The organism is Pseudomonas paraversuta, from assembly GCF_904063065.1.
GTDB classification, from domain to species: domain Bacteria; phylum Pseudomonadota; class Gammaproteobacteria; order Pseudomonadales; family Pseudomonadaceae; genus Aquipseudomonas; species Aquipseudomonas paraversuta.
This window is the reverse complement of the sequence record NZ_CAJFCL010000002.1, coordinates 423460-448191: the sequence shown is the minus strand read 5'-3', so window position 1 is coordinate 448191 and position 24732 is coordinate 423460. Positions and strand designations below refer to the sequence as shown.

The following is a 24732-nucleotide window of genomic DNA, read 5'->3' as shown; positions in this document are numbered from 1 at the left end:
GTCTTCGCCTGCGTACAGAGGGCTGAATTCCGCGCCCGCAAACCCGCTTTAAACGCGACCCCTCAAGGCGCCAATTAAATGCCGACGGAAAAATAGGCGGTATTTTTTTGACGACATGTGACTGGAATCATAGTCTCGGATGATTTTTCAGTGATACGATGCGCATCTGCCTACATGCTCTAATTTTAACTACTACTCTTCCAGAGCATTGCTTACAACCAACAAACAGGTGTATTTCGCATCGGGCACCGCTATATAAAATGTCGATCAACATTTGATTGGCGTCAATAATAAGTCACCGCTGCAAGGCATTACTCGAACGCCTTGTATGCAACGAGACAATACTTCCGACAAACATGGGGTGTATTGCAACTCGTATATCCCTGGGGGGACGTTACGCTTGGTTCATATCAGCTTGGCTATCCGTGGATTGCTTGATCAACAGATCGTGTTGCGCACCGGTGGCTTGTATTGGGTCGCGGTCGATCAACAGGCTGATGCAAGGCTGCTGGCCCGACAGTTTCTTGAAGCGATTCCCGAGCATGTACCTGCGACCCTGATTTGCTGTGCGGACGCGGTGCAAAGTATCACCGGCACAATGGCGGCCGATCTGGGCCCCGACAAACTCCGGCAGTTCGAGATCCCCCTCGCCAAAGTCGAGCAAGGGCTCGCCACGCTGACCCGGGATATGGGCCGCATCGGTGTCGCTGCCGGCAGTCAGATTACCTTGCTGCTACCTGCCAGCTGCTGGGCTGAAACCACCACCGCAAAACAGTTGCAACGCTGGTGTCAGCGTCTGCACGAGTGGCTGCAGTTGCGCGATGCAACCTTGCTGGTGATTACCCACGGCGAGGCGCCGCTCCTGCATGCGCAACTGCTGCAACTCAACGAGACATTGTCCGGCCTGGGTCGCCTGTATCGCCATAACGGTGTCATGCGTTACCAACTGCACTTCTGGCACAACCATATGGGGGTAACGGCAGGTCAGGAGTTCAAACTCGCGATCCAGGACAATGCCCTTACCCTGATCCCCGATACCGCAGTCGACGTGCAGCCACGGGTCGGTGACGACCAGCACCTGTACCTGGCCGAACGCGCCGTGCTGGAAGGCACGCCATCACTGTCAAAACACTGGTATCTGTTTGAAAGCCGCGAAGCATTGCTTGCAGAAGCCCGCAACGCCAGACAGGCCACAGTCATTGTCGGGATCGACAACAGCCACCAGCTGCTCGATCTGGCCCAACAACTGCACGACCTGCGGGAACAGTGCGGCCCGACACTGAAGATCGTAGTGCGGGAAATGGAACCCGCCGTGCGCTATCGCGACGAGCGACTGCTGCTGGCCTGCGGGGCCAACCTGATTGTTCCGGACGGCACCCTGCTCTCAAGATTCCTCAGCATGATCGAAAGTGTTCAGGGCCAGCGCTGGCAATACAGCCAGAACAGCGACTTTGCAACGCTGCTGGAACGCCAGCGGCCACCGCAGATTCGCGGTCTGGTAAGCCCGCGGGAATTCTTCGAAACCGTGGAGCAGATTTATAACGACAGTTCCGGTGAAGTCACCCACCAACTGGTCCGGTTTCAACCGGTTCCCGGGCTGGCCGAAGAACTGTTCCTGAACCAGATGTGCCTGCGCCGCTATGGTGACTTTGCCTGCGTACTGGATGAAGACCTGTATCTGTTTCTGTTCGCCTGCCGTGCCGATGGCCTGGACCCGGCCCTGGGAAATATCTGCCGCCTGCCATGGCGTGACATGTTTCTCCAGCGTCAGGTGCTCACCGGCCCCGATGATCTGCCGCAGGACGCTTTTATGCAGGCCGGATCAGTACCTGCCCACCTGAGTATTCCGATTGAAAACACCGTAATGGCGACACCTGCTGCCGGTAGCCGCATGCCGTTAACACCGCAACGCACCACGTTGCCCATTCGTGAGCCACAAGCATGACGTTCCTTGACCTGATTGATGTGATTGTCCTGACCTGCGTGGTAACCGTGCTGCTGACACTGTTCGCACAGCGCATCCGCAGGTACTTGAAGAATCATTTCGAACAGTACCTGTCACCCCGCTATCTGAAATCCCGCGGCGTTCGACGTCGTGCACCTGCCAGCCCTTCTTTGAGAGCGCCCGATGAGTCTGTCTAAGCCTGCCTCCCCGGCGCACAAGATTTCCGGCTCCTGGCGCGGCCTGGGAGCCTGGAATGTGTATTTCCTCGGCAAATTCCTGCTGACCTGGACCGGTCACCTGAACTTCCAGGTATTGCCCAACCTGATCTTCGCCCTGGTGTTGTTGATCCCCATTGGCCATCCAATGCTGCGCCGCGCACGCACCCTGATAGCAATCCCGGTGGCTGTGGCACTGCTGTACCAAGACACCTGGTTCCCGCCGTTCAGCCGTTTGCTGGCGCAACCCGGGGTACTGGACTTCTCTTTCGACTACATCGTTGAATTGCTCGGGCGTTTCATCGACTGGCAAGTGTGTGCCATGTTGCTGTTGCTGGTGGTCGGCTATCTGTTTCTCAGCCAGTGGCTGCGCCTGACCACCTTCACCCTGCTGGGCTTTGCCTGGTTGAGCATGGGCAGCCTGCAATGGCTGCTGCCCCCTGCCGCCGATCAGCAAATGGCCAGCACCCAGCCCGGCCAGACCGCTCAGGCCGGCGGCGGCGGCGGTGAACCGGACGATGCGACGCTCAATGGCTATCTGGACAAATTCTATCTTGCTGAATCAAGCCGCAAGGTCGAGTTCAAGGACCCCGCCGTCAAGCCACCGCCGTTTGACCTGCTGGTGATCAATATCTGCTCCATGGCCTGGGACGACCTGGATGCCGTGGGCTTGCGTGATAACTCGCTGTTCAGCCAGATGGATGTGATTTTCGACAACTTCAACTCGGCTACAGCCTACAGCGGCCCGGCAGCGATCCGCCTGTTACGCGCCAGTTGCGGCCAGACATCCCACGCTCAGCTGTACAAGCCACCGGCCGATCAGTGCCTGCTGTTTGATGACCTGCGCAAGCTGGGTTTCTCGGATGAGTTGATGCTGAACCACACCGGCGAGTTCGACGGCTTTCTCCAGGAAGTCCGTGAACAGGGTGAATTGCCACAGCCGGCGCTGGGGGTTGTTCCGGCTGGCCTGCCACGCACCTATGTCGGCTTCGATGGCTCGCCGATCTGGCGCGACCGCGATGTGCTGAGCAAGTGGTGGCAACACCGCCTGAACGAAAAGCAGCCGAATATGGCGCTGTTCTACAACACCACCACCCTGCACGACGGTAACCGTCAGGTGCAGTCCGATGGCGGCACCCAGGCAGCCGACTACAGCAGCCGGGCCCAGCTTTTGCTCGATGATTTGAATTCGTTCCTTAAAGAGCTGCAAAAAAGTGGCCGTCGGGTAGTTGTGGCCATCGTGCCTGAGCACGGTGCAGCCCTGCATGGCGACCGGATGCAGATTGCCGGCATGCGCGAAATCCCCAGTGACTCCATCACCCACGTTCCGGTCGGCATCAAGCTGATCAATATGGGCGACAACGGGCAGACCGCACCGGTGCATATCACCGAGCCAAGCAGCTATCTGGCCGTTGCCGAAATCATTGCCCGCCTGTATGCCGACCCGGCCCTCAGTAATGGCCAGACAGTGGACTGGACAAAACTGCTGACTGACCTGCCGCAGACCGCGAAAGTATCGGAAAACTCTGGGACTGTTGTGCTGGACTACAACGGCAAGCCTTATGTGCGAATCAAGGAGAACGGTGGATGGCTACCTTACCCACAGAAGCTCAAATAAGCGCCGACATCCTTTCGCGCAAAGAGCGCGCCGATGACATCGCCCGCCTCAAATCGATGATCGACTTGCCGTCGCTCAATTATGTCGACGTCTCGGCGCAGATGGAGTTGCTGCAAGCCTTTGAACGGTGGCCGCTGCTGGCCCATGTCGAAGAGCTGCAAAGGGCGAACACCCAGGACTTGCCCGCGGAGCCGAACCCATGAGAGGCCTTTGACTGGATCTTGTTCGATCTGCCGCAACGCTTGCCGGGACATGCGACTAACCCGCACTGCGAGATCGCAATCACCGTAATCAATGCCGATGCGGCTTGCCATGTACTGTTGCAGCCACAGCTAAGCCATGGGCCCTTGTTGCTGGTCAATCGCTATGACGCGGCCAGCCAGTTACAACGTGACCTGGTGCTGATCTGGCAATATCGCTATGCCCGCTACCTGCTGCCGGTCAGCCTGCATAGCGATGAAGCCGTGGGCGAAGCCCTGGCCCGGCGCGAACCGGCAGGCCGTTATGCCCCGGGCAGCCTGATCGCCCAGGACATCCTCAGCCTTGCCAGTTGGTGCCTGCTGCGTGGCCGGAGGCTTGAATGACAGAGCGCTGGTTTCCCTATACCTATTTGCGCCGTGAACAAAACTGCAGCCGTTTCACGGCCTTTGTTCTGGCTTCGCTTCAGGCGCTCGGCTGGATTTTCCTGCGCCTCGAATCCCCCAGCTGGAAAGCCCTGCGCGCACAGCACCGACGTCTGTACCCGCATCTGGCGGACAAGTCCGCGAGCATTGGCGACCCGCTGCGCTATGCGATCCAGAGCCTGTGGCTGCTGCTGGTGCGCCCGACAGAGCAGAGCCGGGGCCGCCGCTCGCCAGGCAAGTATGTGCGCTCGCTGCTGCAGGCCTTGCTGAGGATTGTGCAGCAGCCCTGGAACCTGCTGTCCAATGCCTTTGTGCGGTTGCCTACGGCGATCAGCCCGCAAGTGATTAAAAGCACGCGCCGCTGGAACACCATGGGCTGGCCCCTGCGCAAGGCGCTGTACATCGCCATTGGCGTGCTGGCAGCGGTATTGATCATTATCTGCGTGACCGAACCCTTCGGGTATCTGGCACAACTGGTGTTCGTTATCTTGCTGTGGGGCATAGCGATGCTGGTGCGGCGTATACCGGGGCGCTTCCCGACGCTGTTGATGATTGCCCTTTCAGTGATCATCTCGTGCCGCTACCTGTGGTGGCGCTACACCTCGACCCTGAACTGGAACGACTCCCTGGATCTGGTATGCGGCCTTATTTTGCTGCTGGCAGAAACCTATTCCTGGCTGGTGCTGATTCTGGGCTACGTTCAGACCTCCTGGCCGCTCAATCGCCAGCCGGCGCAATTGCCACGCGATACCAGCCTGTGGCCGACGGTCGACCTGCTGATACCTACCTACAACGAAGAGCTCTCGGTGACCCGCGGCACGGTGTATGCCGCGCTGGGTATCGACTGGCCCAAGGACAAGTTGCGCATTCACCTGCTCGATGACGGCAACCGTCCAAGCTTCAAACAGTTCGCCGAGGAAGCGGGCATCAACTATATCGCCCGGACCGACAACCGCCACGCCAAGGCCGGCAACCTGAACCATGCCCTGACCCAGATCGACGGTGAGCTGGTAGCGATTTTTGACTGCGACCACATGCCTGCCCGCTCCTTCCTGCAATTGACCGTGGGCTGGTTTCTGCGCGACCCGAAACTGGCACTGGTGCAAACACCGCACCACTTCCTGTCACCGGACCCGTTCGAGCGCAACCTCGGGACTTTCCGCAACCGCCCCAACGAAGGCGAGCTGTTTTACGGTTTGATCCAGGACGGTAACGATATGTGGAACGCCGCGTTCTTCTGCGGCTCTTGCGCCATCGTCCGGCGTAGCGCGATCGACTCGATCGGTGGCTTTGCCGTCGAAACCGTCACCGAAGATGCCCACACCGCTCTGCGCCTGCATCGCAACGGCTGGAACTCGGCCTACTTGCGCATCCCCCAGGCTGCCGGCCTGGCCACTGAAAGCCTGTCGGCCCATATCGGCCAGCGGATCCGCTGGGCACGGGGCATGGTGCAGATTTTCCGCACCGACAACCCGCTGCTGGGCAAAGGCCTGACCCTCTTCCAGCGTATTTGCTACACCAACGCCATGATGCACTTTCTGGTGGGGCTGCCGCGGATCGTGTTCCTCACTGCGCCGCTGGCCTTTCTGCTGCTGCACGCCTACATCATTTACGCCCCGGCGCTGATGATTCTGCTCTACGTATTGCCGCACATGATCCATGCCAGCCTGACCAACTCGCGGATGCAAGGCGCCTATCGCCAGACATTCTGGGGCGAGGTGTACGAGACCGTGCTGGCCTGGTACATCGCACGGCCGACCACCGTGGCCTTGTTCAGCCCGTCCCGGGGCAAGTTCAACGTCACCGCCAAGGGCGGCATGATGGAGGAGAACCAGTTCGACTGGCAGACCGCCAAACCTTACCTGGTGCTGTCGCTGCTCAACGTACTCGGCCTCGGCTTTGCGGTATGGCGCCTGTTTTACGGGCCCAAAGACGAGATCTTCACTATTTTCGTCAGCGTGCTGTGGGTGATTTACAACCTGCTGATCATCGGTGCTGCCGTGGCCGTGGCTGCTGAAGTGCGCCAAGTGCGTCACACCCATCGGGTACAGACCCGGTTGCCGGGGGCGATCAGACTCAGCGACGGCCACTGCTACCCCTGTGAACTGGTGGACTACTCCGACGGCGGGGTCGGCCTGCAGCTTATTCAGCCCCTGCAATTGCCGGTCGGCACCCTGGTGTCACTGATTCTGCAGCGCGGCAACCGCGAGTTTGTATTCACCGGCAGCCTGACCCGCTCCCACGACATGTTTATGGGTTTGAGCTTCGCCGGGTTGGCGCCCGAACAGAAAATCGAGTTCGTCCAGTGCACCTTTGGCCGGGCCGATGCCTGGCTTGATCACAACAGCGGATTCGAAGCCGACAAGCCGATCCAGAGCCTGAGAGAAATTCTCGCTCTGGGCGCCAAAGGCTATTACCGCCTTTACCAATACCTGCCTGCCTGGGTGCGCACGCTTGCGCGTCCGTTCATGCGAGTTCTTCAGTGGCTGGGCAGCTTTTTGCCGCGCATGCCCAAAGCGTCCACCCCTCTTATCTCCCGGCCAGTGAGCAGATCATGAGTCGATTTTCCAAAAAAGCTTTTTTCGCCAGCCTTGCGCTAATGACCTTTGCCTCACAGCTGATGTCTGCACCGCTGCCATTGCCGGGCAGCTCGCCTGCGCCGCTGCCCAAGCCGCCCGTGGAGGACTCGCTCCAGCCATTGCCGAGCTGGACGGTGACCCGCACCTTTGAACAGCTGGGGCGTGCCACCGACACCCTGCTGCTGGGGATCAACAACTCGGAGCAAGTGGAGTTCACCCTGCGCCGCGACCGGATTGCCAGCGATGCCCGCCTGCAACTGGAGTACACCCCCTCGCCCTCGCTGATCCCCACCGTCTCCCATATCCGGGTGTACCTCAATGATGTGCTAATGGGGGTGCTACCCATCGACAAGGATCAACTGGGGCGTAAAACCACTCAGCAGATGGCCCTTGATCCGCGCCTGATTTCGGACTTCAACCGGGTTCGCCTGGAGTTTATCGGCCACTACACCGATATCTGCGAAGACCCGGCCAACAGCACCCTGTGGGTCAATATCAGCCGCTCCAGCAGCATCACCCTGCAAGAGCAGGCGCTGAGCCTGACCAACGATCTGGCGTTTTTCCCGCTGCCGTTCTTTGATCCACGCAACAGCGGAAAACTTGAACTGCCGTTTGTATTCGCTGCCAACCCGACCCTGGGCGAACAGAAAGCCGCCGCCATTCTGGCATCGTACTTCGGCAGCCAGTCCAACTGGCGCGGCGCCAGTTTCCCGGTGCTGTATGACGCTTTGCCAAGCGTACAAAACAAGGAAGCCACTCAGCCTTCGGTGGTGTTTGCCACCAATGATCACCGCCCGGCGTTCATGAGCGACCTGGAAAAATTCCCGGCCGTGACCGCGCCTGTGGTCGAGCTGATTGACCACCCGGATGCGCCTTACAGCAAAATCCTGCTGATCATGGGTCGTAACGAAGAAGACCTGGCCACCGCGGCCAAAGCCCTCGCTCTGGGCGGCAACCTGCTGCGCGGCTCTCGCGTGACCATCGACAAGGTCGAAGAACTGCAGCCCCGCAAACCCTACGATGCCCCGGCCTGGATGCGTACCGACCGCCCGGTGCGCTTCGCCGAGCTGATCAGCTACCCGCAGCAGCTGCAAGTCAGCGGATTGCAACCGCGGCCGATCACCCTGGATGTGAACCTGCCACCCGACCTGTTTGTGTGGCGCAACCAGGGCATTCCGTTGCGCACCCAATACCGTTACACCGCACCGTCGGCCAATGATGATTCGCGCCTGAACATCAGCCTCAACGAACAGTTCATCACCAGCCTGCCTTTGGTCCGCAAAGACACCAGCAGCCTTGAAGAACTGCGTCTGGCGGTGCTGTCCAACGACACGGCCAATGCCAATGACAAGCTGGTGGTACCTTCGCTGAAAATTGGCGACCGCAACCGCCTGCGTTTCGACTTCAACTTCGCCAGTACCATGGGCAGCGCCCAGCGTGATCGTTGCCAGACCATACTGCCGGCCAACACCCAGGCCATCATCGATGAAGACTCGACCATCGACCTGTCCGGCTACCACCACTACATCAGCATGCCAGACCTCAAGGCCTTCGCCCGCAGCGGTTTCCCGTTCAGCCGCATGGCCGACATGTCGGAATCGATCGTGGTGGTGCCGGCCAAGACCACTCCTACCCAGATCAGTACCTTGCTTGAAGCCGTGGCCGGGATTTCTGCCCGCTCCGGCTATCCGGCCTTCGGTTTGCGCCTGAGCGATGACTGGCAGACGGCAGCCAAAGAAGACGCTGATCTGCTGTTGCTGGGGCAAATGGCACCGGAGATGCGCGACAATCCGGACCTGAGCCTATTGCTGCAACGCCAGCGCGACATGCTGGTACAGCCTTATGGCAATTCCGCCATCGATGCCAACAATCGCCGCGGCCCGTCGCCTGATCAGCGCAACAAACCGGCCAACCGCACAGAGGTCACGGCCCAGGCACCGATTGCAGCCATTCTGGGCATGCAGTCACCGCACCATGACCAGCGCAGCATCGTTGCACTGCTGGGCAATGACGACGCCGACTACAACCTGCTGCGTGATGCCATCGGCGACAGCGGCAAACTGGATGCCGTGGCAGGCTCTGTTGCGCTGATTCGCAGCAGCGGGGTTTATAGCCAGCTGGTGGGTGACCAGTACTACGTGGGTAACCTGCCGTGGTACCTGCTGCTGTGGTATCAACTGTCCGAGCACCCGGTGTTGCTGGCGGTACTGGCGGTCATCAGCGTTCTGCTGACAGCCTTCCTGCTGTGGCGTGCCCTGAGCTGGGCAGCCAACCGTCGCCTGCACAAGGATGACTGAGACCATGGGACGCCTTGCTGCACTGGCCCTGTCTGTGACCCTCGGCGCCTTGCCCCAGGTGGTGAGCGCTGCTACCTGTAACTGGCCCGCCTGGGACAGTTACAAGAAGGCGATGATGAGCGCCGACGGACGCATTATCGATAGCTCCTCGGCGCAGCTGATCACCACCTCCGAGGGGCAAAGCTACGGGCTGTTTTTTGCCCTGGTGGGTAACGACCGGCAAGGTTTCGCAAAGATTCTCGACTGGACCCGCAACAACCTGGCCCAGGGCAATCTTGATAAGCATCTGCCCGCGTGGCAGTGGGGACAGTCCAAGAGCGGCAAATGGCAAGTGCTGGATAGCAACAACGCCAGCGATTCCGACCTGTGGATTGCCTACAGCTTGCTGGAGGCCGGGCGGCTGTGGCAGTGGCCGGCTTATATCGCGCAAGGGCAAAACATGCTCTGGCGCAGCGCCGCCCAAAGCCTGCGCACGTTGCCCGGGCTGGGCCTGATGCTGCTGCCCGGTGATGTGGGGTTTGACAGCGCTCAAGGCTGGCGCCTGAACCCCAGCTATATGCCGCCCCAACTGCTGGCCCGCTTTGCCCAGATCTCACCGGTCTGGGCCGAGCTGGCAAGCAATCAGCAACGTCTGCTGATCGAAGGTTCGCCCAAGGGTTTTGCCCCTGACTGGCTGCTGTGGCAAGCCGCAGGCGGCTGGGCCCCGGACCCCAAGGATGGCAGCGCGGGGGACTACGATGCGATCCGCGTCTACCTGTGGCTCGGCATGCTGGCCCCGGACGCGGCCAATCGCCAGACCCTGCAACAGCACTTTGCCCCCATGGTCAATCTGACCCGGACCCTGGGTTATCCGCCAGAGAGCGTAGATGCCATAACCGGCACCTACACCGGCACCGGTCCGGTGGGTTTCTCGGGGGCCCTGTTACCGCTGCTCGCCAGCGCCGATTCACCGGCGCTGGCGGTCCAGCAGGCTCGCGTGCAGCAAGACCCGCCCGCGGCCGATGCTTATTACAACCAGTCGTTGCTGTTGTTCGGCCAGGGCTGGGATCAACAACGCTATCGCTTTGACAAGGATGGTCGGCTCAGTCCTGCGTGGGCGAACACATGCAAAAATTAACGACATGGGCGTTATTGCTCAGCGGTTTTTCCACTGCGGCCATGGCCCAGCCAGTCAGCGTGCAGGATCAGCAACAGTGGTTGCTGGAGCAGGTGCGGATCGGTGAAGCCTTGTACCGCGAAGATCTGGTGCGCGACTCATTGGCGCGCCTGAGCCTGATCGCACCGAACAATCCCCAAGCGCTGGTGGCCTCGATCCGCCAGGCCTTGCTGGACAAAAATCCGGGGCTGGCAAACCAGCGCCTCGCACAATTGCAAAGCATCGCGCCCGACTCGCCAGCGCTGCGCCAGGCCCAGAGCCTGATGAAACTGCAAGACCCGCAAAGCCAGAAAGCCCTGCAGCAGGCCCGCCTGTTTGCCGCTGCAGGCCGCCCGGAAGAAGCTGCCACGATTTTCGAGCAACTGTTTGGCAATGCGCCTCCGGATTTCGCCACCTCACTGGAATATCTGCGTATTCGCAGCAATATCCCCGGCCAACGGCCCAGGGTGATCGAACAACTGCGCGCACTGGATAGCCAGTACCCGGGTAACGTGGGGCTGCGCCAAACCCTGGCCGATTTGCTGTTCCGTGAGAATCGGGCACCTGAAGCGCTGGTGGTGCTGCATCAACTGTCAACCGACCCACTGGCCAGCAACGCCGCCGCCGAGCGCGAATACCAGTACCTCAATGGCCAGCCCGTGAATCGCTCTACCGCCCAGGCCTGGCAGGCTTTTGTCAATCGGTACCCTGCCTCCCCGCTGCTTGGCGAAGCCAGCAAAAATCTGCAGACCCAACAGCATTTGCTTGGTGATCCGGCCTGGCAAGCAGGCGCACAGGGCAAGCAGATGATTGATCAGTCCCGTAACCCTGTGGCCGCCGAAGGTCTGCTGCGCCGTGCCATCAAGCAATATCCCGAGGACCCGACGCTTTACGGAGCATTGGGTATGGCCCTGTTTCGCCAGGGCCGCTATCAGGAGTCCAGTGCCAATTTCGCCACCGCGCGGACCAAGGATCAGGACACGTCCAATATCAGCAAATGGCAAGACCTGATGGACGCCAGCCGTTATCGGATGCTGCTCAGTCAAGGCGACAAGGCCCTGGAGCAGAACAACCTGGTCGCTGCCCGCAACGCTTACCAACAAGCGCGCAAAGCCAAACCTGCGGATGCCGACCCGCTGATCGGGCTGGCCATCGTTGCCCGTGCCGGACACGATGATATCCAGGCTGAAGCCCTGCTGCTGCAGGCCCGTCGCCTGGAACCCGGCAATGGCAGTGCGGTGCGCGCTCTGGTGCGCCTGTATACCGCCCAGTCACCGGACAAGGCCAAGGCCTTCCTCAATAGCCTGCCCCCTGCCAGTCAAAGGGAATTCGCCGGGTTGCGCCAAAGCCTGGAGCTGGACGAGCTCAACCGCCAGGCCGATGCCGCCGCTGAGCGCAAGGACTGGCCCCAAGTGGTGGCGCTGCTGAGCAAAATCCGCAACTTGACCCCCGATGAACCCTGGCTGACTTATCGCCTGGCCAATGCCCAGCGCGAAATAAATCAACCGGGCGCCGCCGACGCCAGTTTCAAACAGCTGATGCAGCGCCAGGGCAAAAATCCGCAGGCGCTTTACGCTTACGCGCTTTACCTGTCGAGCACCGAGCGCGATGCCAGTGCCTTGAGCACGCTGGAACTGTTGCCCAGGGCGCAATGGACTGACGACATGGTTCAGCTCGATGCGCGCTTGCAGCGCAACGTGCTGGTGGCCCGGGCCGACAGTCTGCGCGCAGCCGGCCAGGAGCCCCAGGCGATTGCCCTGCTGATGCAAAAACCCGACAACGACGACCTGATGACCGTTGGCAGATGGGCCCAGGAACGCGGCGACTTTACCCAGGCGCAAAAGCTGTACAGCCAGGTGCTGAAGAATGAACCTGGCGACATCAATGCGCAGTTGGGACAAATCGAGAGCCTGATTGCCAGTAAGCAACTGGCCCCGGCCCGTCAGCAGTTGGCACAGTTCAAGCCGGCTCCGGGCGTGGTCTTGACCCCTGCGCAGCAACGCCGGGTGGCCAACGCCTGGTCCGACGTAGGTGAGCCGGGGAAAGCCCGGGCCATGTACGCCGAGCTGCTGAAGGCGCCCCAGGCCGACCCGTTGATGTACCGCGATGCAGCGCGCCTGATCTCCGCGACTGAGCCGCAGCAAGCCCTGGACTATTACGCCAAAAGCATGGCCGGAGCCGGGTTGCTGCCCGCGCAGCAGGCCAGCCCGCGGGACGATCGCGCCATGACCATGGCCAGTCGTGAAAAAGACGATGACCAATGGCTGGCGAGCAGCCTGCGCAGTGACGTGGATGAACTGTACCAGCGACAAAATCCGACGCTGCATCTGTACACCGATTACGGCTGGCGCTCGGACAATGCCTCCCAGGGCACCTCGGATACGGACACCCGGACCACCATCCTGCAACTGGATTTACCGATTGCCGATGGCACCGGCTTTATGCGGGCCGAGCAGATCAACATGGATGCCGGGGCTTTCAAAGCCGACCCGGACGGTCTTGTCCGTGAGAACTATGGCACCTGCGGGGTAGCCGTAAGGCGCAAAGGCACCGACGGACCGGACTTCTCGGGCTGTGAGGACCGCTCGCAATCGGCCAATGGCACCATGCTGGCGGCTGGCTGGAAGAATGAGACATGGAACGTTGATATCGGCCGCACGCCGGATACGTTCAAAGTGCCTAACTGGCTGGGCGGCGTGGCCTACAGCAGCAAGATCGGCTCAGTGGGCTGGACGCTGACCGGATCGCGCCGGCCTTTGAGCAACTCGATCCTGTCGTACTCCGGTGCGACCGACCCCAATACGGGCGTGACCTGGGGGGGTGTGACCTCTAACGGCGTGACCCTGAGCCTGAGCCACGACGAAGGCGGTGTTGACGGCGTGTGGGCCAGTCTTGGGCAGCATTGGCTGGTTGGCAAGAATGTCGAAGACAACCACAAGAACACCGCCATGGCGGGCTATTACTATCGCCTGGTGGAGCGCGCCGATGAACGCATGCGCACCGGTCTGACCGTGATGTACTGGAGCTACGACAAAGACCTGAGCGAATACACCCTGGGCCAGGGCGGGTATTACAGTCCCCAGCAATACTTCTCCATCGGCGTACCGCTCAACTACGCCTTTCGTACGCCTAACTGGTCGGTATCCCTGGAAAGCTCGGTGGGCTGGTCGTACGCCCAAACCAAGTCCAACGACCTCTACCCTCTGAGCGGGCTGAACGACAAGCTTCTGCACGCAGTGGATCAGGCCGGCTACGAGCTATCGGAAGGGCTGGGAGAGACGTCGGGAGGCAACAGCAATGGCATCGGCATTCGCCTGCAGGGCCTGGTAGAACGCCGGCTGACGGACAATCTGGTGCTGGGCGGTGGCTTGCTCTATCAACACAGTGAAGGCTACGCCCCAAGCCGGGCGATGCTCTACCTGCGGTATACGTTTGACACCTGGCAGGGCAACTTGCCGATGCCGGTGCAACCGTTGATACCGTATGCGGATTTCAGGTAGCTGATGCGCATGCTCTTTTTGGTTGTGGGAGCCGGCTTGCCGGCGATGCGGGTAACGCGGTTCATCATGTAAACCGCATCGCCGCCATCGCGAGCAAGCTCGCTCCTACAGGTACAGGCCGGGGTTGGGCATGCTGTTTTTGGTGTGGGAGCCGGCTTGCCGGCGATACGGTTAACACGGTTCATCATGTAAACCGCATCGCGGCCATCGCGGCCATCGCGAGCAAGCTCGCTCCTACAGGTACAGGCCGGGGTTGGGCATGCTGTTTTTGGTGTGAGAGCCGGCTTGCCGGCGATGCGGATAACGCGGTTCGTCAGGTAAACCGCGTCGCGGACATCGCGAGCAAGCTCGCTCCTACAGGTACAGGCCGGTGTTGAGCATGCTGTTTTTGGTGTGGGAGCCGGCTTGCCGGCGATGCGGGTAACGCGGTTCTTCAGGTAAACCGCGTCGCGGCCATCGCGAGCAAGCTCGCTCCTACAGGTACAGGCCGGTGTTGAGCATGCTGTTTTTGTTGTGGGAGCCGGCTTGCCGGCGATGCGGGTAACGCGGTTCATCATGTAAACCGCGTCACCGCCATCGCGAGCAAGCTCGCTCCCACAGGTATAGGCCGGGGTTGGGCATGCTGTTTTTTGTTGTGGGAGCCGGCTTACCGGCGATGCGGGTAACGCGGTTCATCAGGTAAACCGCGTCGCCGCCATCGCGAGCAAGCTCGCTCCCACAGGTATAGGCCGGGGTTGGGCATGCTGTTTTTTGTTGTGGGAGCCGGCTTGCCGGCGATGCGGGTAACGCGGTTCATCATGTAAACCGCGTCACCGCCATCGCGAGCAAGCTCGCTCCCACAGGTATAGGCCGGGGTTGGGCATGCTGTTTTTTGTTGTGGGAGCCGGCTTACCGGCGATGCGGGTAACGCGGTTCATCAGGTAAACCGCGTCGCCGCCATCGCGAGCAAGCTCGCTCCTACAGGTACAGGCCGGAGTTGAGCATGCTGTTTTTGTTGTGGGAGCCGGCTTGCCGGCGATGCGGGTAACGCGGTTCTTCAGGTAAACCGCGTCGCGGACATCGCGAGCAAGCTCGCTCCTACAGGTACAGGCCGGAGTTGGGCATGCTGTTTTTGGTGTGGGAGCCGGCTTGCCGGCGATGCGGATAACGCGGTTCGTCAGGTAAACCGCGTCGCGGCCATCGCGAGCAAGCTCGCTCCTACAGGTATAGGCCGGGGTTGAGCATGCTGTTTTTGGTGTGGGAGCCGGCTTGCCGGCGATGCGGGTAACGCGGTTCTTCAGGTAAACCGCGTCGCGGACATCGCGAGCAAGCTCGCTCCTACAGGTACAGGCCGGAGTTGAGCATGCTGTTTTTGTTGTGGGAGCCGGCTTGCCGGCGATGCGGGTAACGCGGTTCATCAGGTAAACCGCGTCGCCGCCATCGCGAGCAAGCTCGCTCCTACAGGTACAGGCCGGTGTTGAGCATGCTGTTTTTGGTGTGGGAGCCGGCTTGCCGGCGATGCGGGTAACGCGGTTCTTCAGGTAAACCGCGTCACCGCCATCGCGAGCAAGCTCGCTCCTACAGGTATAGGCCGGGGTTGGGCATGCTGTTTTTGGTGTGAGAGCCGGCTTGCCGGCGATACGGATAACGCGGTTTATCAGGTAAACCGCGTCGCCGCCATCGCGAGCAAGCTCGCTCCTACAGGTATAGGCCGGGGTTGGGCATGCTGTTTTTGGTGTGAGAGCCGGCTTGCCGGCGATGCGGGTAACGCGGTTTTTCAGGTAAACCGCGTCGCCGCCATCGCGAGCAAGCTCGCTCCTACAGGCAGGTGTGGGAGCCGGCTCTTAACCTTTGGCCGGGGTACGCATGGTCACGAACTCTTCGGCTGCGGTCGGGTGCACGCCGATGGTTTCGTCGAAATGCTGCTTGGTGGCGCCGGCCTTCAAGGCAATTGCCAGGCCCTGGACGATCTCCCCCGCCTCTGGTCCGACCATGTGGCAGCCCAGCACTTTATCGGTGTCGGCATCAACCACCAGCTTCATCAGTGTGCGTTCCTGGCACTCTGTGAGGGTCAGTTTCATCGGCCGGAAGCTGCTCTCGAAAATCCGCACCTGGTGCCCGTCTTCAATCGCCTGCTCTTCGCTCAAGCCCACGGTGCCGATATTCGGCAAGCTGAACACCGCAGTCGGGATCATCTTGTAGTCCACTGGGCGGTACTGCTCAGGCTTGAACAGACGCCGTGCCACGGCCATGCCTTCGGCCAGTGCAACCGGCGTCAACTGTACCCGGCCAATCACGTCGCCAATCGCCAGAATCGATGGCTCGGCGCTTTGGTACAGCTCGTCCACTTCAACAAAACCGCGCTCGTCGAGTTTGACCCCGGTGTTCTCCAGCCCCAGGTTATCGAGCATCGGACGACGTCCGGTGGCATAGAACACGCAATCGGCAACCAGCTCGCGGCCATCTTTGAGGGTGGCTTTGAGGCTGCCATCCGCCTGCTTGTCGATACGGGCAATATCGGCGTTGAATTGCACGTCCATCCCGCGCTTGATCAACTCTTGGTGCAGATGCTTGCGCACCGCTCCGTCGAAACCGCGCAAGAACATCTCGCCGCGATACAGCAACGAAGTCGTGGCGCCCAGCCCGTGGAAAATCCCGGCAAACTCCACCGCAATGTAACCACCGCCCACGACCAGTACACGCTTTGGCAACTCTTTAAGAAAGAACGCTTCGTTGGAGCTGATCGCGTGTTCGTGACCCGGGATTTCAGGGATCTGCGGCCAGCCACCGGTAGCAATCAGTATGTTCTTGGCGGTGTGGCGCTGACCGTTGACCTCCACTTCGTTGGGACCGGTCAGTCTGGCGTGGCCTTCGAGCAGGGTCACGCCACTGTTGACCAGCAGGTTGCGGTAGATGCCATTGAGACGATGAATCTCGCGGTCCTTGTTGGCGATCAGGGTTGGCCAGTCAAACTTCGCCTCGCCCAGGCTCCAGCCAAACCCCGAAGCCTGTTCGAAATCCTCGGAAAAATGTGCGCCGTAGACCAGCAGCTTTTTGGGTACACACCCGACGTTGACGCACGTACCGCCCAAATAGCGGCTTTCAGCTACCGCGACTTTGGCACCGAAACCTGCAGCAAAACGGGCCGCGCGCACACCGCCGGATCCCGCACCAATTACAAACAAATCAAATTCGTAGGCCATTTCTATCTCCTGGGCAGCTCATCAGCATAATCACTTCAGCGCGATTGACCAGCACCGGTGCTGACGAATGTAAAAAAACGAAAAAACCACCCGCAGGTGGCTTTCTCTTGAAACGTTACAGACGGGCTCTGTTAGTAAGCTTTGCCCGTTTTGTAGAAGTTCTCGAAGCAGAAGTTGGTGGCTTCGATGTAGCCTTCAGCACCACCGCAGTCGAAACGCTTGCCTTTGAATTTGTAGGCAATTACGCAACCGTTTTGCGCCTGTTTCATCAAGGCGTCGGTGATCTGGATCTCGCCACCTTTACCCGGCTCGGTCTGTTTGATCAGTTCGAAAATATCCGGAGTCAGGATGTAGCGACCGATAATGGCCAGGTTCGAAGGAGCATCTTCGGGCGCCGGTTTTTCAACCATGTTGCGCACGCGGTACAGGTCGTCGCCAATCAGGTCGCCAGCGATAACGCCGTACTTGTTGGTTTCCTGGGGATCAACTTCCTGGATCGCAATGATGGTGCAGCGATACTGGTTGTACAGCTTGACCATTTGCGTCAGAACACCGTCGCCTTCCAGGTTGACGCACAGGTCGTCCGCCAGTACTACGGCAAAGGGTTCGTCGCCGATCAGCGGGCGGCCGGTCAGAATCGCGTGACCCAGGCCTTTCATTTCGGTTTGACGGGTGTAAGAGAAAGAACATTCGCTCAGCAGGCGACGGATACCGACCAGGTACTTTTCTTTATCTGTGCCCTTGATCTGGTTTTCCAGCTCGTAGCTGATATCGAAGTGGTCTTCCAGTGCGCGCTTGCCACGTCCGGTCACGATGGAGATTTCGTTCAGGCCAGCGTCCAGTGCTTCTTCAACCCCGTACTGGATCAGTGGCTTGTTCACCACCGGCAGCATTTCTTTAGGCATGGCTTTGGTCGCTGGCAAAAAGCGAGTGCCGTAACCGGCTGCTGGGAACAAGCATTTCTTGATCATATGAGTCCTTAAAAGGGCTGTACGTTCGAATTTTGGCGCAGTCTAATCAGGCGGCTTCGAGCTTACAATGCCTCCCGATAGCAAACTGATGCCAACATAGAGAAAATTTGCGCCAGTTAGTTCACTTATTGCCTGTTTTTCTAATCGCCACTGCTCCACATGACCTGTGGACCAGCCCGCACGGGCTCTCAAGCAGTGTGGGCAAACTGGCATTACTCGAGCTTTAAGCCCTGAATAAGCGCTATTATTACGCCCATTCCCCCGCCAACAAGGCCACTGCACCATGCCCGCCACAACAAACAGCATCAACGGTTACCTGATAAAAAATGTCAGCCCGAATCAATGGTGGATTACCGACTCGGCTGACGAGCAAGTCGCCGGTCCTTTTGAGTCGGAACAGGCCGCAGTAGAGGTTGCCTCTGTACTCCAGGATCAGCCAGCACCCGCAGCCCGTCGACGCAACAATAAATCCTGACCCCTAACTCTCGAAGACTGACCCTGATGAATAAGCCCCTGACGCTTCTTGCACTATTGGTTCTTGGCGGCTGTGCCACTGCATCCAGCACCTATCTGGTGGATGGCAAGCAAGGACTGAGCATAGACTGTTCTGGCGAGGCCATGTCCTGGGCCAAGTGCTACGAAAAGGCTGACGCCTCCTGTGCCGGGACCGGCTACAGCATTGTGGGAACTGACGGCTCACCGGTGGCGGACAATAGTCAGAAAACCTTGGGCGTAGATGTGGGCAATTTCAACAGCCGAAATATTGTGGTGGTGTGCAAGTAGTTTGCTCAGGACAGACCTTGGAGATACCACTGGCCACAGCAATAACCTGCCGCTAACGCCAAGCCCCGGCTTGCTGTCTGAACGCCCTCTGCACTTGCACCGGGTTTAATCCCGGGCACAAAAAAACCTGACACCGCAAGCAGCAGCCGTCAGGTTTTACAGAGGCGACAGTGGGCCCGGATTGCCAGCGATCAACCAGAAATACAATGGGTTGCGGCTTTGCGGATATCTCCCGGACGCACCGGCACGTTGGACATGCTTTCATAGACCTTGATGCTGCTGCCGCCGGAACGCTCTTCAATATCAATCACGGCTGTAGGATTCGACGTCAGCTTTTGCGGGACGATGATTCGTAAACCTTCTTTATGCGGCTCAATTTGTGGCGCCCTTCGAGTACTGGACAGTTGTTGTACCAGGCACTGAGCGTACGCATCAGGCTTCTTGCCTGATATCACACTCATGGTGGGCAGCGTCTGTTCTATATCCGTGACTGATGCACAGCCACCCAAAACCAGCATTGCCAACAGAACGCCCCGCTTCATACATTTCCTCCGTTAAAGATCCTACGACAGTGGATCTCCAGGTTTTCTCCCCGGCCACAGGGAATAAATATTCAATTGTGGCGAATTATCCGCGTTTTGCGTCAGACTTGTCTGCATCGAGGCATAATATGCGGCTTTAGTCTCCTTTTTGGACTAAAGCACATGCTATCTTGCTGATTTTTCAGCTAAAGCCCTCCCCTTGGAGCCCCCATGAAATTTATTCACCAGCGCGAGCACCTTAACGAAGACGACATTGTCGTCATCGAGTGCTCTCAACCCTGCAATATTCGCCTGATGAGCGACGCACATTTTCGCAGCTTCAAAAATGGTGGCCGTCACTCCTACCACGGCGGCGCATTCAAGGATTTCCCGGCCAGAATCACGGCACCCAGCACCGGCTTCTGGAACATCACCATTGATACCGTTACCAGCCGGGCGATTAGCGTGACCCGCAAGCCAAGCTTCCAGCCTACGATCAAGATCGTGCGTCGCTCCAGCTCCAAACTCCGCTAAGCCTGACATCCCCGGCCTTCAAAGACAGGAAATATTGTGGACACTACGCGTAACACCACTAAATACGTGATCAAGTACAAACTCAACGGCGAGCGTCGTTTCGAGTTTGCACAGCTACCCACCGGCTCCGATGAAGAAGCCCGCGCAGCGCTTGAAATCATTCACGCCGGCTCGGACGACAAGATCACTGATGTCAAAGCGAGCAAGCCGCTTTAACCAATGACTCTCGACCTGTTTGCTGACGAGGACCTGCAGCAACCCGCCCGACTGCAAAGCATCAGCGAGCAGGGGTTTGTGCTTCGCGGGTTTGCCTTGCCGTGGGCCGAGGCACTCTTGCAGGCTCTGGCCGGCGTCTTGATCCAGTCACCTTTTCGGCACATGCAGACGCCCGGCGGTTTCACCATGTCGGCGCGCTTGAGCAGCTGTGGCGAATTGGGCTGGACCAGTGATTGCAATGGCTACAGTTACAGCCCGGTCGACCCGTTGCGCAAGCAGCCCTGGCCTGCCATGCCCGACACCTTCCTCGCGCTGGCCAAAGCGGCCGCAGGCGCAGCAGGCTTTGAACATTTCGTCCCCGATGCCTGCCTGATCAATTGCTACGTCCCCGGGGCAAAAATGTCTCTGCATCAGGACAAAAACGAACGTTCCCTTGAAGCGCCCATTGTCTCGATCTCTTTGGGGTTGCCGGCTGTTTTTCAGTTTGGCGGCTTTGAGCGCAGCGACCCGGCACAACGCATTTCCTTATTTCATGGTGACATCGTGGTCTGGGGTGGCGTTGACCGCCTGCGCTACCACGGTGTGCTGCCAATCCAGCCGGGGCAGCACCCGGTATTGGGAGAACAACGCATAAATATCACTCTGCGCAAGGCAGGCTGAGTCACGGGGCACTGCGCCAGACAGCAAAACGCTATGTATTTTTTTATATACCGTTTATCTTCCTAGCGCCCGATACAACTCAATAAAGATGGGCCGCCCTCGCCTCTAACGGAGTTTCGTCATGAATGTACGCGTTCGATCCTTTACCCCCGGCGCACTTGCTGCACTGATCGGGTGTCTCGCTGTCACCGGCGTCCAGGCCGATGAAGTGCAGGTGGCGGTGGCAGCCAACTTCACCGCACCGATTCAGGCTATTGCCAGCGAATTTGAAAAAGACACCGGGCACAAGTTGATTGCCGCGTATGGCGCCACCGGACAGTTCTATACCCAGATTAAAAACGGTGCTCCGTTCGAAGTTTTTCTGGCGGCCGATGACAGCACCCCCGAGAAACTCGAAAAAGAAGGCGACATAGTTCCTGGCTCCCGTTTCACCTATGCCATTGGCACTCTGGCCTTGTGGTCTGCCAAGGACGGCTATGTCGATGATGCCGGCAAGGTGCTGGAAAAAAACCAGTTCAAGCATTTGTCCATTGCCAACCCGAAAGCGGCACCTTACGGCCTGGCAGCAACACAAGTGCTGGCTAAACTGGGCCTGACCGACAAGGTCAAGGACAAGATTGTTGAAGGCCAGAACATCACCCAGGCTTATCAGTTCGTGTCCACAGGTAATGCCGAGCTGGGTTTTGTCGCCCTGTCGCAAATCTTTAAAGACGGCAAAGTCAGTCATGGCTCTGCGTGGATCATCCCCGAGACCATGCACGATCCGATCAAGCAAGACGCAGTGATTCTCAAGAAAGGCGAGAACAACCCCGCCGCCAAGGCCCTGACCGAGTACCTGAAAGGACCGAAAGCCGAGGCCATTATCAAATCCTACGGTTATCAACTGTAAATGACGCTCTCGAGTGCTGACTTCGCCGCAATCTGGCTGACCCTGAAACTGGCGTCACTGACCACGGTCATTTTGCTTCTGATCGGCACTCCCATTGCACTGTGGCTGGCCCATACCCGGTCACGGTTACGGGGACCGATCGGGGCAATTGTCGCCCTGCCTCTGGTATTGCCACCCACCGTGATCGGCTTCTATCTGCTACTGGCGATGGGGCCCCATGGTTATGTGGGCCAGTTCACCCAGGCCATCGGCCTTGGCACCCTGACCTTCAGCTTCGCAGGCCTGGTGATAGGCTCGGTCATCTACTCCATGCCCTTTGTCGTACAGCCTTTGCAGAACGCATTTACGGCCATTGGCCCCAGGCCACTGGAGGTGGCTGCCACCTTGCGCGCCAATCCGTGGGATACCTTCTTTAGCGTGGTTCTGCCCCTGGCGCGACCTGGTTTTATCACTGCTGCAATTTTGGGCTTTGCCCACACCGTGGGTGAATTTGGCGTGGTCTTGATGATTGGCGGCAACATTCCCGAGAAAACCCGGGTGGTTTCAGTACAGATCTACGATCACGTCGAAGCCCTGGAGTATGCACAGGCACACTGGCTGGCTGGCGCAATGCTGGTGTTTTCGTTTTTGGTGTTACTGGCGCTGTACTCGAGCCGCAAATCTCAAGCAAGCTGGAGTTGAGCATGACCTCGCAGATAAATGTCCGACTGCAACTCAGTTACCCGGGATTTGACCTGGACCTGGACCTGCAACTGCCCGGCAAGGGGGTGACGGCACTCTATGGCCATTCCGGCTCGGGGAAAACTACCTGTTTGCGCTGCATAGCCGGACTTGAACGTGCCGGCCAGGCCTTTGTGCAAATCAATGATGAAGTCTGGCAGGACAGCCAGAGCAATCTGTTCGTACCGGTACATAAACGCGCACTGGGTTACATCTTTCAGGAAGCCAGCCTGTTCCCGCACCTGTCGGTGCTGGCCAATCTGGAGTTCGGACTGCGGCGCATTGCGCGCAATGAGCGGCGGGTGGACCTGGCCCATGCCACCGAATTGCTGGGTATTACCCACCTGCTGCAGCGCACGCCCAATAACTTGTCCGGCGGCGAACGCCAGCGGGTCGGTCTCGCCCGGGCGCTACTGACAAGCCCGAAGCTATTGCTGATGGACGAACCGCTGGCGGCTCTGGACAGCCAGCGCAAGCGTGAAATCCTGCCCTATCTGCAACGTCTGCACGCCGAGCTGGATATTCCGGTGCTCTACGTGAGCCACTCCCAGGACGAAGTTGCACGTCTGGCTGACCATATGGTGTTGCTCAGTGAAGGCAAGGCGCTTGCCAGTGGTCCGATCGGTGAAACCCTGGCCAGGCTTGATCTACCCCTTGCTCGGGATGACGACGCCGGGGTGGTGATCGAAGGCAGGGTCGCTGCTTATGATGCGCACTACAACCTGCTGACCCTGCGACTGCCAGGCAGCACGCAACACCTGAGAGTTGCCCATGGGCCGCTGGCAGTCGGCCAGACGTTGCGGCTCAAGGTACAGGCCCGCGACATCAGCCTGAGCCTGGACCCCAGTGAGCACAGCAGCATTCTCAACAGCCTGCAGGCCACCGTCATCAGCGAAACCGGGGCTGATAATCAGGCCCATGTTCTGGTGCGGCTGGATGTGGATGGCTGTGCAATGCTGGCCCGTATCACCCGCTACTCCCGTGACCAGTTGAACCTGCATCCGGGGCAAAACCTCTGGATACAGGTTAAATCGGTAGCGGTATTAGTCTGAGTGATTGCCCTGCCAAGGTTCACGGCGGCGTTGCATGAGGTATCGCGCCGTTGCAATGGTCAGCCCCAGTAACAGCCCCACTGCCAGACCCAGTCCGATGATCAAGGCCTTTTTCGGCTTGATCGGATCAATCGGGGCTTGCGCCAGGCGGTCAATACTGACCAGCCCAAGTTGGCTCATATCGGTTTTCAAATTGCCCAGACGTGCAACTTCCGCGCGCAACGGATCGATGTTTTTCAGGAACAGGTCTTCGTTGGTACGCCTGCCGAGCATTTCGACCTGACGGTTGGTCTCAAGCAGCTGCAGTTCCTTGCCGATCTCCGAAACTCTTTTGTCCGTAAAATCATCAGAGGTGCGCTTGAGCAAGGCTGCGCGCTCTGCTTGCAGCGCCTGAGTACCCATGAAGTACAGCGGCGTAGCCTGCGAGGTGATTTCAGTGCGCATGAGATTGGAGGACCCGCCTTGAGCCACATCACCCATCGACGAGGGGGTGGTCGGACGGCTGATACCCAATGAGGTGGCGATGGCAATGGCTTCGTTCAACTGCGCAATGCGTGAATCGCGTTCGGCTCTGAGCTGCAAGCGCAAGGCCTTTAATTCGTCCTTGAGTTTTGCCGACTTGACCTTGTCTGACTCGGTCAGCGCAGCAATCTCACCCTCTTTATCGGACTGGTAGGCTGAACGTGCAGCATTGATCTTTCCGTCCAGTTCCCTGAGCCGGTTATTGATGATGACTTTCAGGTCGGCACTGATTTGCTCACGCTGGCTATTGATAGCGTATTCAACAAAACCGTTGAGGATCTCAACGCCATTGAGCGTATCCGGATAGGTAATTTCCAATTTGATATACGGGCTCAATGAAGCCGCTTGCTTCGGATCGGGCTGGATCAGAGTGATCGCATCACGATTGAAAATCTCAAAACTTTGCTCAAGCGTACGGCCTTTGCGTGCCAGCGGCTTGAACAACTCTTCATGGGAGCGGAAGTAACTGTAGCGAGTGTCGTAGGACTCCAGTGCCGAACCGATCTTGAGCAACGCGTCTCGAGGGGGAAGCGTGTAGACATCCGAACGGTTAAGCGCATCAAGCTCGTTGATGGCCGCAGGACGCAACAGGGAACTGGCCTGATAGACAGGCTGCGCCAACAGGACGTAGCCCAGGGCAATACAACCGGCAGCGCCCATGGCTCCCGCGATCAACTTTTTTTGCTGCCAGAACGAATGAAACAGGTCCAACAGATCGATCTCTGCGCTTGAGTTGCCTGTTCGCTGCTGCTCGGTTTTTTTCAAAGTAT

Annotated in this window: 23 protein-coding genes; 17 read left to right on the top strand and 6 right to left on the bottom strand. The window is 58.9% G+C overall.

Features of this window, described 5'->3' with window-relative positions:
- Nucleotides 1–400 precede the first annotated feature (400 nt).
- From bcsE to bcsC, 9 genes are read left to right on the top strand one after another with little or no spacing between them, the layout of a single operon-like run.
- Entirely contained in the window at nt 401–1945 is a 1545-nt protein-coding gene (bcsE, locus tag JQ845_RS05190) for a cellulose biosynthesis protein BcsE (protein WP_003445676.1), read from the top strand.
- Nucleotides 1942–2142 carry a cellulose biosynthesis protein BcsF gene (gene bcsF / locus JQ845_RS05185; RefSeq protein ID WP_203008670.1) on the top strand — a complete coding sequence of 67 codons (201 nt, stop codon included), beginning with the start codon at nt 1942–1944 and terminating at the stop codon, nt 2140–2142. Before bcsE ends, bcsF begins: the two co-directional genes overlap by 4 nt.
- Nucleotides 2129–3778 (top strand): cellulose biosynthesis protein BcsG, encoded by a 1650-nt coding sequence (gene bcsG, locus JQ845_RS05180; RefSeq protein WP_202210753.1) that lies wholly within the window; start codon nt 2129–2131, stop codon nt 3776–3778. Before bcsF ends, bcsG begins: the two co-directional genes overlap by 14 nt.
- The gene (gene bcsR / locus JQ845_RS05175; RefSeq protein WP_003445683.1) at nt 3748–3981 is read left to right on the top strand and encodes a cellulose biosynthesis protein BcsR; all 234 of its coding nucleotides are present in this window, start codon (nt 3748–3750) and stop codon (nt 3979–3981) included. Before bcsG ends, bcsR begins: the two co-directional genes overlap by 31 nt.
- Nucleotides 3982–3996: 15 nt before the next feature.
- Entirely contained in the window at nt 3997–4362 is a 366-nt protein-coding gene (locus JQ845_RS05170; RefSeq protein ID WP_328823145.1) for a cellulose synthase operon protein YhjQ/BcsQ, read from the top strand.
- Complete coding sequence (gene bcsA, locus JQ845_RS05165) at nt 4359–6959, top strand: UDP-forming cellulose synthase catalytic subunit (protein WP_203008668.1); 2601 nt, start codon at nt 4359–4361, stop codon at nt 6957–6959. Before JQ845_RS05170 ends, bcsA begins: the two co-directional genes overlap by 4 nt.
- Nucleotides 6956–9277: a cellulose biosynthesis cyclic di-GMP-binding regulatory protein BcsB gene (gene bcsB, locus JQ845_RS05160; RefSeq protein WP_127195365.1), complete on the top strand. Its 2322-nt coding sequence runs from the start codon at nt 6956–6958 to the stop codon at nt 9275–9277. Before bcsA ends, bcsB begins: the two co-directional genes overlap by 4 nt.
- A 4-nt stretch (nt 9278–9281) precedes the next feature.
- Nucleotides 9282–10394, top strand: coding sequence for a cellulose synthase complex periplasmic endoglucanase BcsZ (gene bcsZ, locus JQ845_RS05155; protein ID WP_003445702.1), 1113 nt, complete (start codon nt 9282–9284; stop codon nt 10392–10394).
- Nucleotides 10382–13912: a cellulose synthase complex outer membrane protein BcsC gene (bcsC, locus tag JQ845_RS05150; protein WP_203008666.1), complete on the top strand. Its 3531-nt coding sequence runs from the start codon at nt 10382–10384 to the stop codon at nt 13910–13912. Before bcsZ ends, bcsC begins: the two co-directional genes overlap by 13 nt.
- Here bcsC and JQ845_RS05145 read toward each other — a convergent pair.
- From JQ845_RS05145 to galU, 4 genes are all read right to left on the bottom strand, one after another.
- Complete coding sequence (locus JQ845_RS05145) at nt 13828–14466, bottom strand: hypothetical protein (RefSeq protein ID WP_203008664.1); 639 nt, start codon at nt 14464–14466, stop codon at nt 13828–13830. The two genes, bcsC and JQ845_RS05145, sit on opposite strands and share 85 nt — an antisense overlap.
- Nucleotides 14467–14721: 255 nt before the next feature.
- The gene (locus JQ845_RS05140; protein ID WP_203008766.1) at nt 14722–15309 is read right to left on the bottom strand and encodes a hypothetical protein; all 588 of its coding nucleotides are present in this window, start codon (nt 15307–15309) and stop codon (nt 14722–14724) included.
- Between the two features lie 426 nt (nt 15310–15735).
- Complete coding sequence (gene gorA, locus JQ845_RS05135; RefSeq protein WP_003445707.1) at nt 15736–17094, bottom strand: glutathione-disulfide reductase; 1359 nt, start codon at nt 17092–17094, stop codon at nt 15736–15738.
- A 131-nt stretch (nt 17095–17225) separates the two neighbouring features.
- Nucleotides 17226–18065: a UTP--glucose-1-phosphate uridylyltransferase GalU gene (gene galU, locus JQ845_RS05130; protein WP_003445709.1), complete on the bottom strand. Its 840-nt coding sequence runs from the start codon at nt 18063–18065 to the stop codon at nt 17226–17228.
- A 283-nt stretch (nt 18066–18348) separates the two neighbouring features.
- Here galU and JQ845_RS05125 point away from each other — a divergent pair, with 283 nt between their 5' ends.
- Nucleotides 18349–18540, top strand: a complete 192-nt coding sequence (locus tag JQ845_RS05125; protein WP_203008663.1) for a hypothetical protein — start codon at nt 18349–18351, stop codon at nt 18538–18540.
- 26 nt (nt 18541–18566) lie between these two features.
- On the top strand, nt 18567–18848 hold the full coding sequence (locus JQ845_RS05120) for a hypothetical protein (protein WP_003445711.1): 282 nt from the start codon (nt 18567–18569) through the stop codon (nt 18846–18848).
- A 191-nt stretch (nt 18849–19039) separates the two neighbouring features.
- Here JQ845_RS05120 and JQ845_RS05115 read toward each other — a convergent pair whose 3' ends face one another.
- Entirely contained in the window at nt 19040–19390 is a 351-nt protein-coding gene (locus JQ845_RS05115; protein ID WP_003445727.1) for a hypothetical protein, read from the bottom strand.
- A gap of 210 nt (nt 19391–19600) precedes the next feature.
- Here JQ845_RS05115 and JQ845_RS05110 point away from each other — a divergent pair, with 210 nt between their 5' ends.
- The 6 genes from JQ845_RS05110 (at nt 19601) to modC (ending at nt 23440) form a co-directional block, all read left to right on the top strand.
- On the top strand, nt 19601–19903 hold the full coding sequence (locus JQ845_RS05110) for a DUF1883 domain-containing protein (RefSeq protein WP_003445729.1): 303 nt from the start codon (nt 19601–19603) through the stop codon (nt 19901–19903).
- Between the two features lie 36 nt (nt 19904–19939).
- Nucleotides 19940–20119, top strand: coding sequence for a hypothetical protein (locus JQ845_RS05105; protein WP_003445731.1), 180 nt, complete (start codon nt 19940–19942; stop codon nt 20117–20119).
- 3 nt (nt 20120–20122) lie between these two features.
- Nucleotides 20123–20779 (top strand): DNA oxidative demethylase AlkB, encoded by a 657-nt coding sequence (alkB, locus tag JQ845_RS05100; RefSeq protein ID WP_203008661.1) that lies wholly within the window; start codon nt 20123–20125, stop codon nt 20777–20779.
- Between the two features lie 121 nt (nt 20780–20900).
- Nucleotides 20901–21668, top strand: coding sequence for a molybdate ABC transporter substrate-binding protein (gene modA, locus JQ845_RS05095; protein ID WP_203008659.1), 768 nt, complete (start codon nt 20901–20903; stop codon nt 21666–21668).
- Nucleotides 21669–22349 (top strand): molybdate ABC transporter permease subunit, encoded by a 681-nt coding sequence (modB, locus tag JQ845_RS05090; protein WP_003445736.1) that lies wholly within the window; start codon nt 21669–21671, stop codon nt 22347–22349.
- A 2-nt stretch (nt 22350–22351) separates the two neighbouring features.
- Nucleotides 22352–23440: a molybdenum ABC transporter ATP-binding protein gene (gene modC, locus JQ845_RS05085; RefSeq protein WP_203008657.1), complete on the top strand. Its 1089-nt coding sequence runs from the start codon at nt 22352–22354 to the stop codon at nt 23438–23440.
- On the opposite strand, the gene JQ845_RS05080 is transcribed toward modC, so the two are convergent.
- Nucleotides 23432–24727 (bottom strand): Wzz/FepE/Etk N-terminal domain-containing protein, encoded by a 1296-nt coding sequence (locus JQ845_RS05080; protein WP_003445751.1) that lies wholly within the window; start codon nt 24725–24727, stop codon nt 23432–23434. The genes modC and JQ845_RS05080 overlap by 9 nt on opposite strands.
- Between the last annotated feature and the right edge of the window lie 5 nt (nt 24728–24732).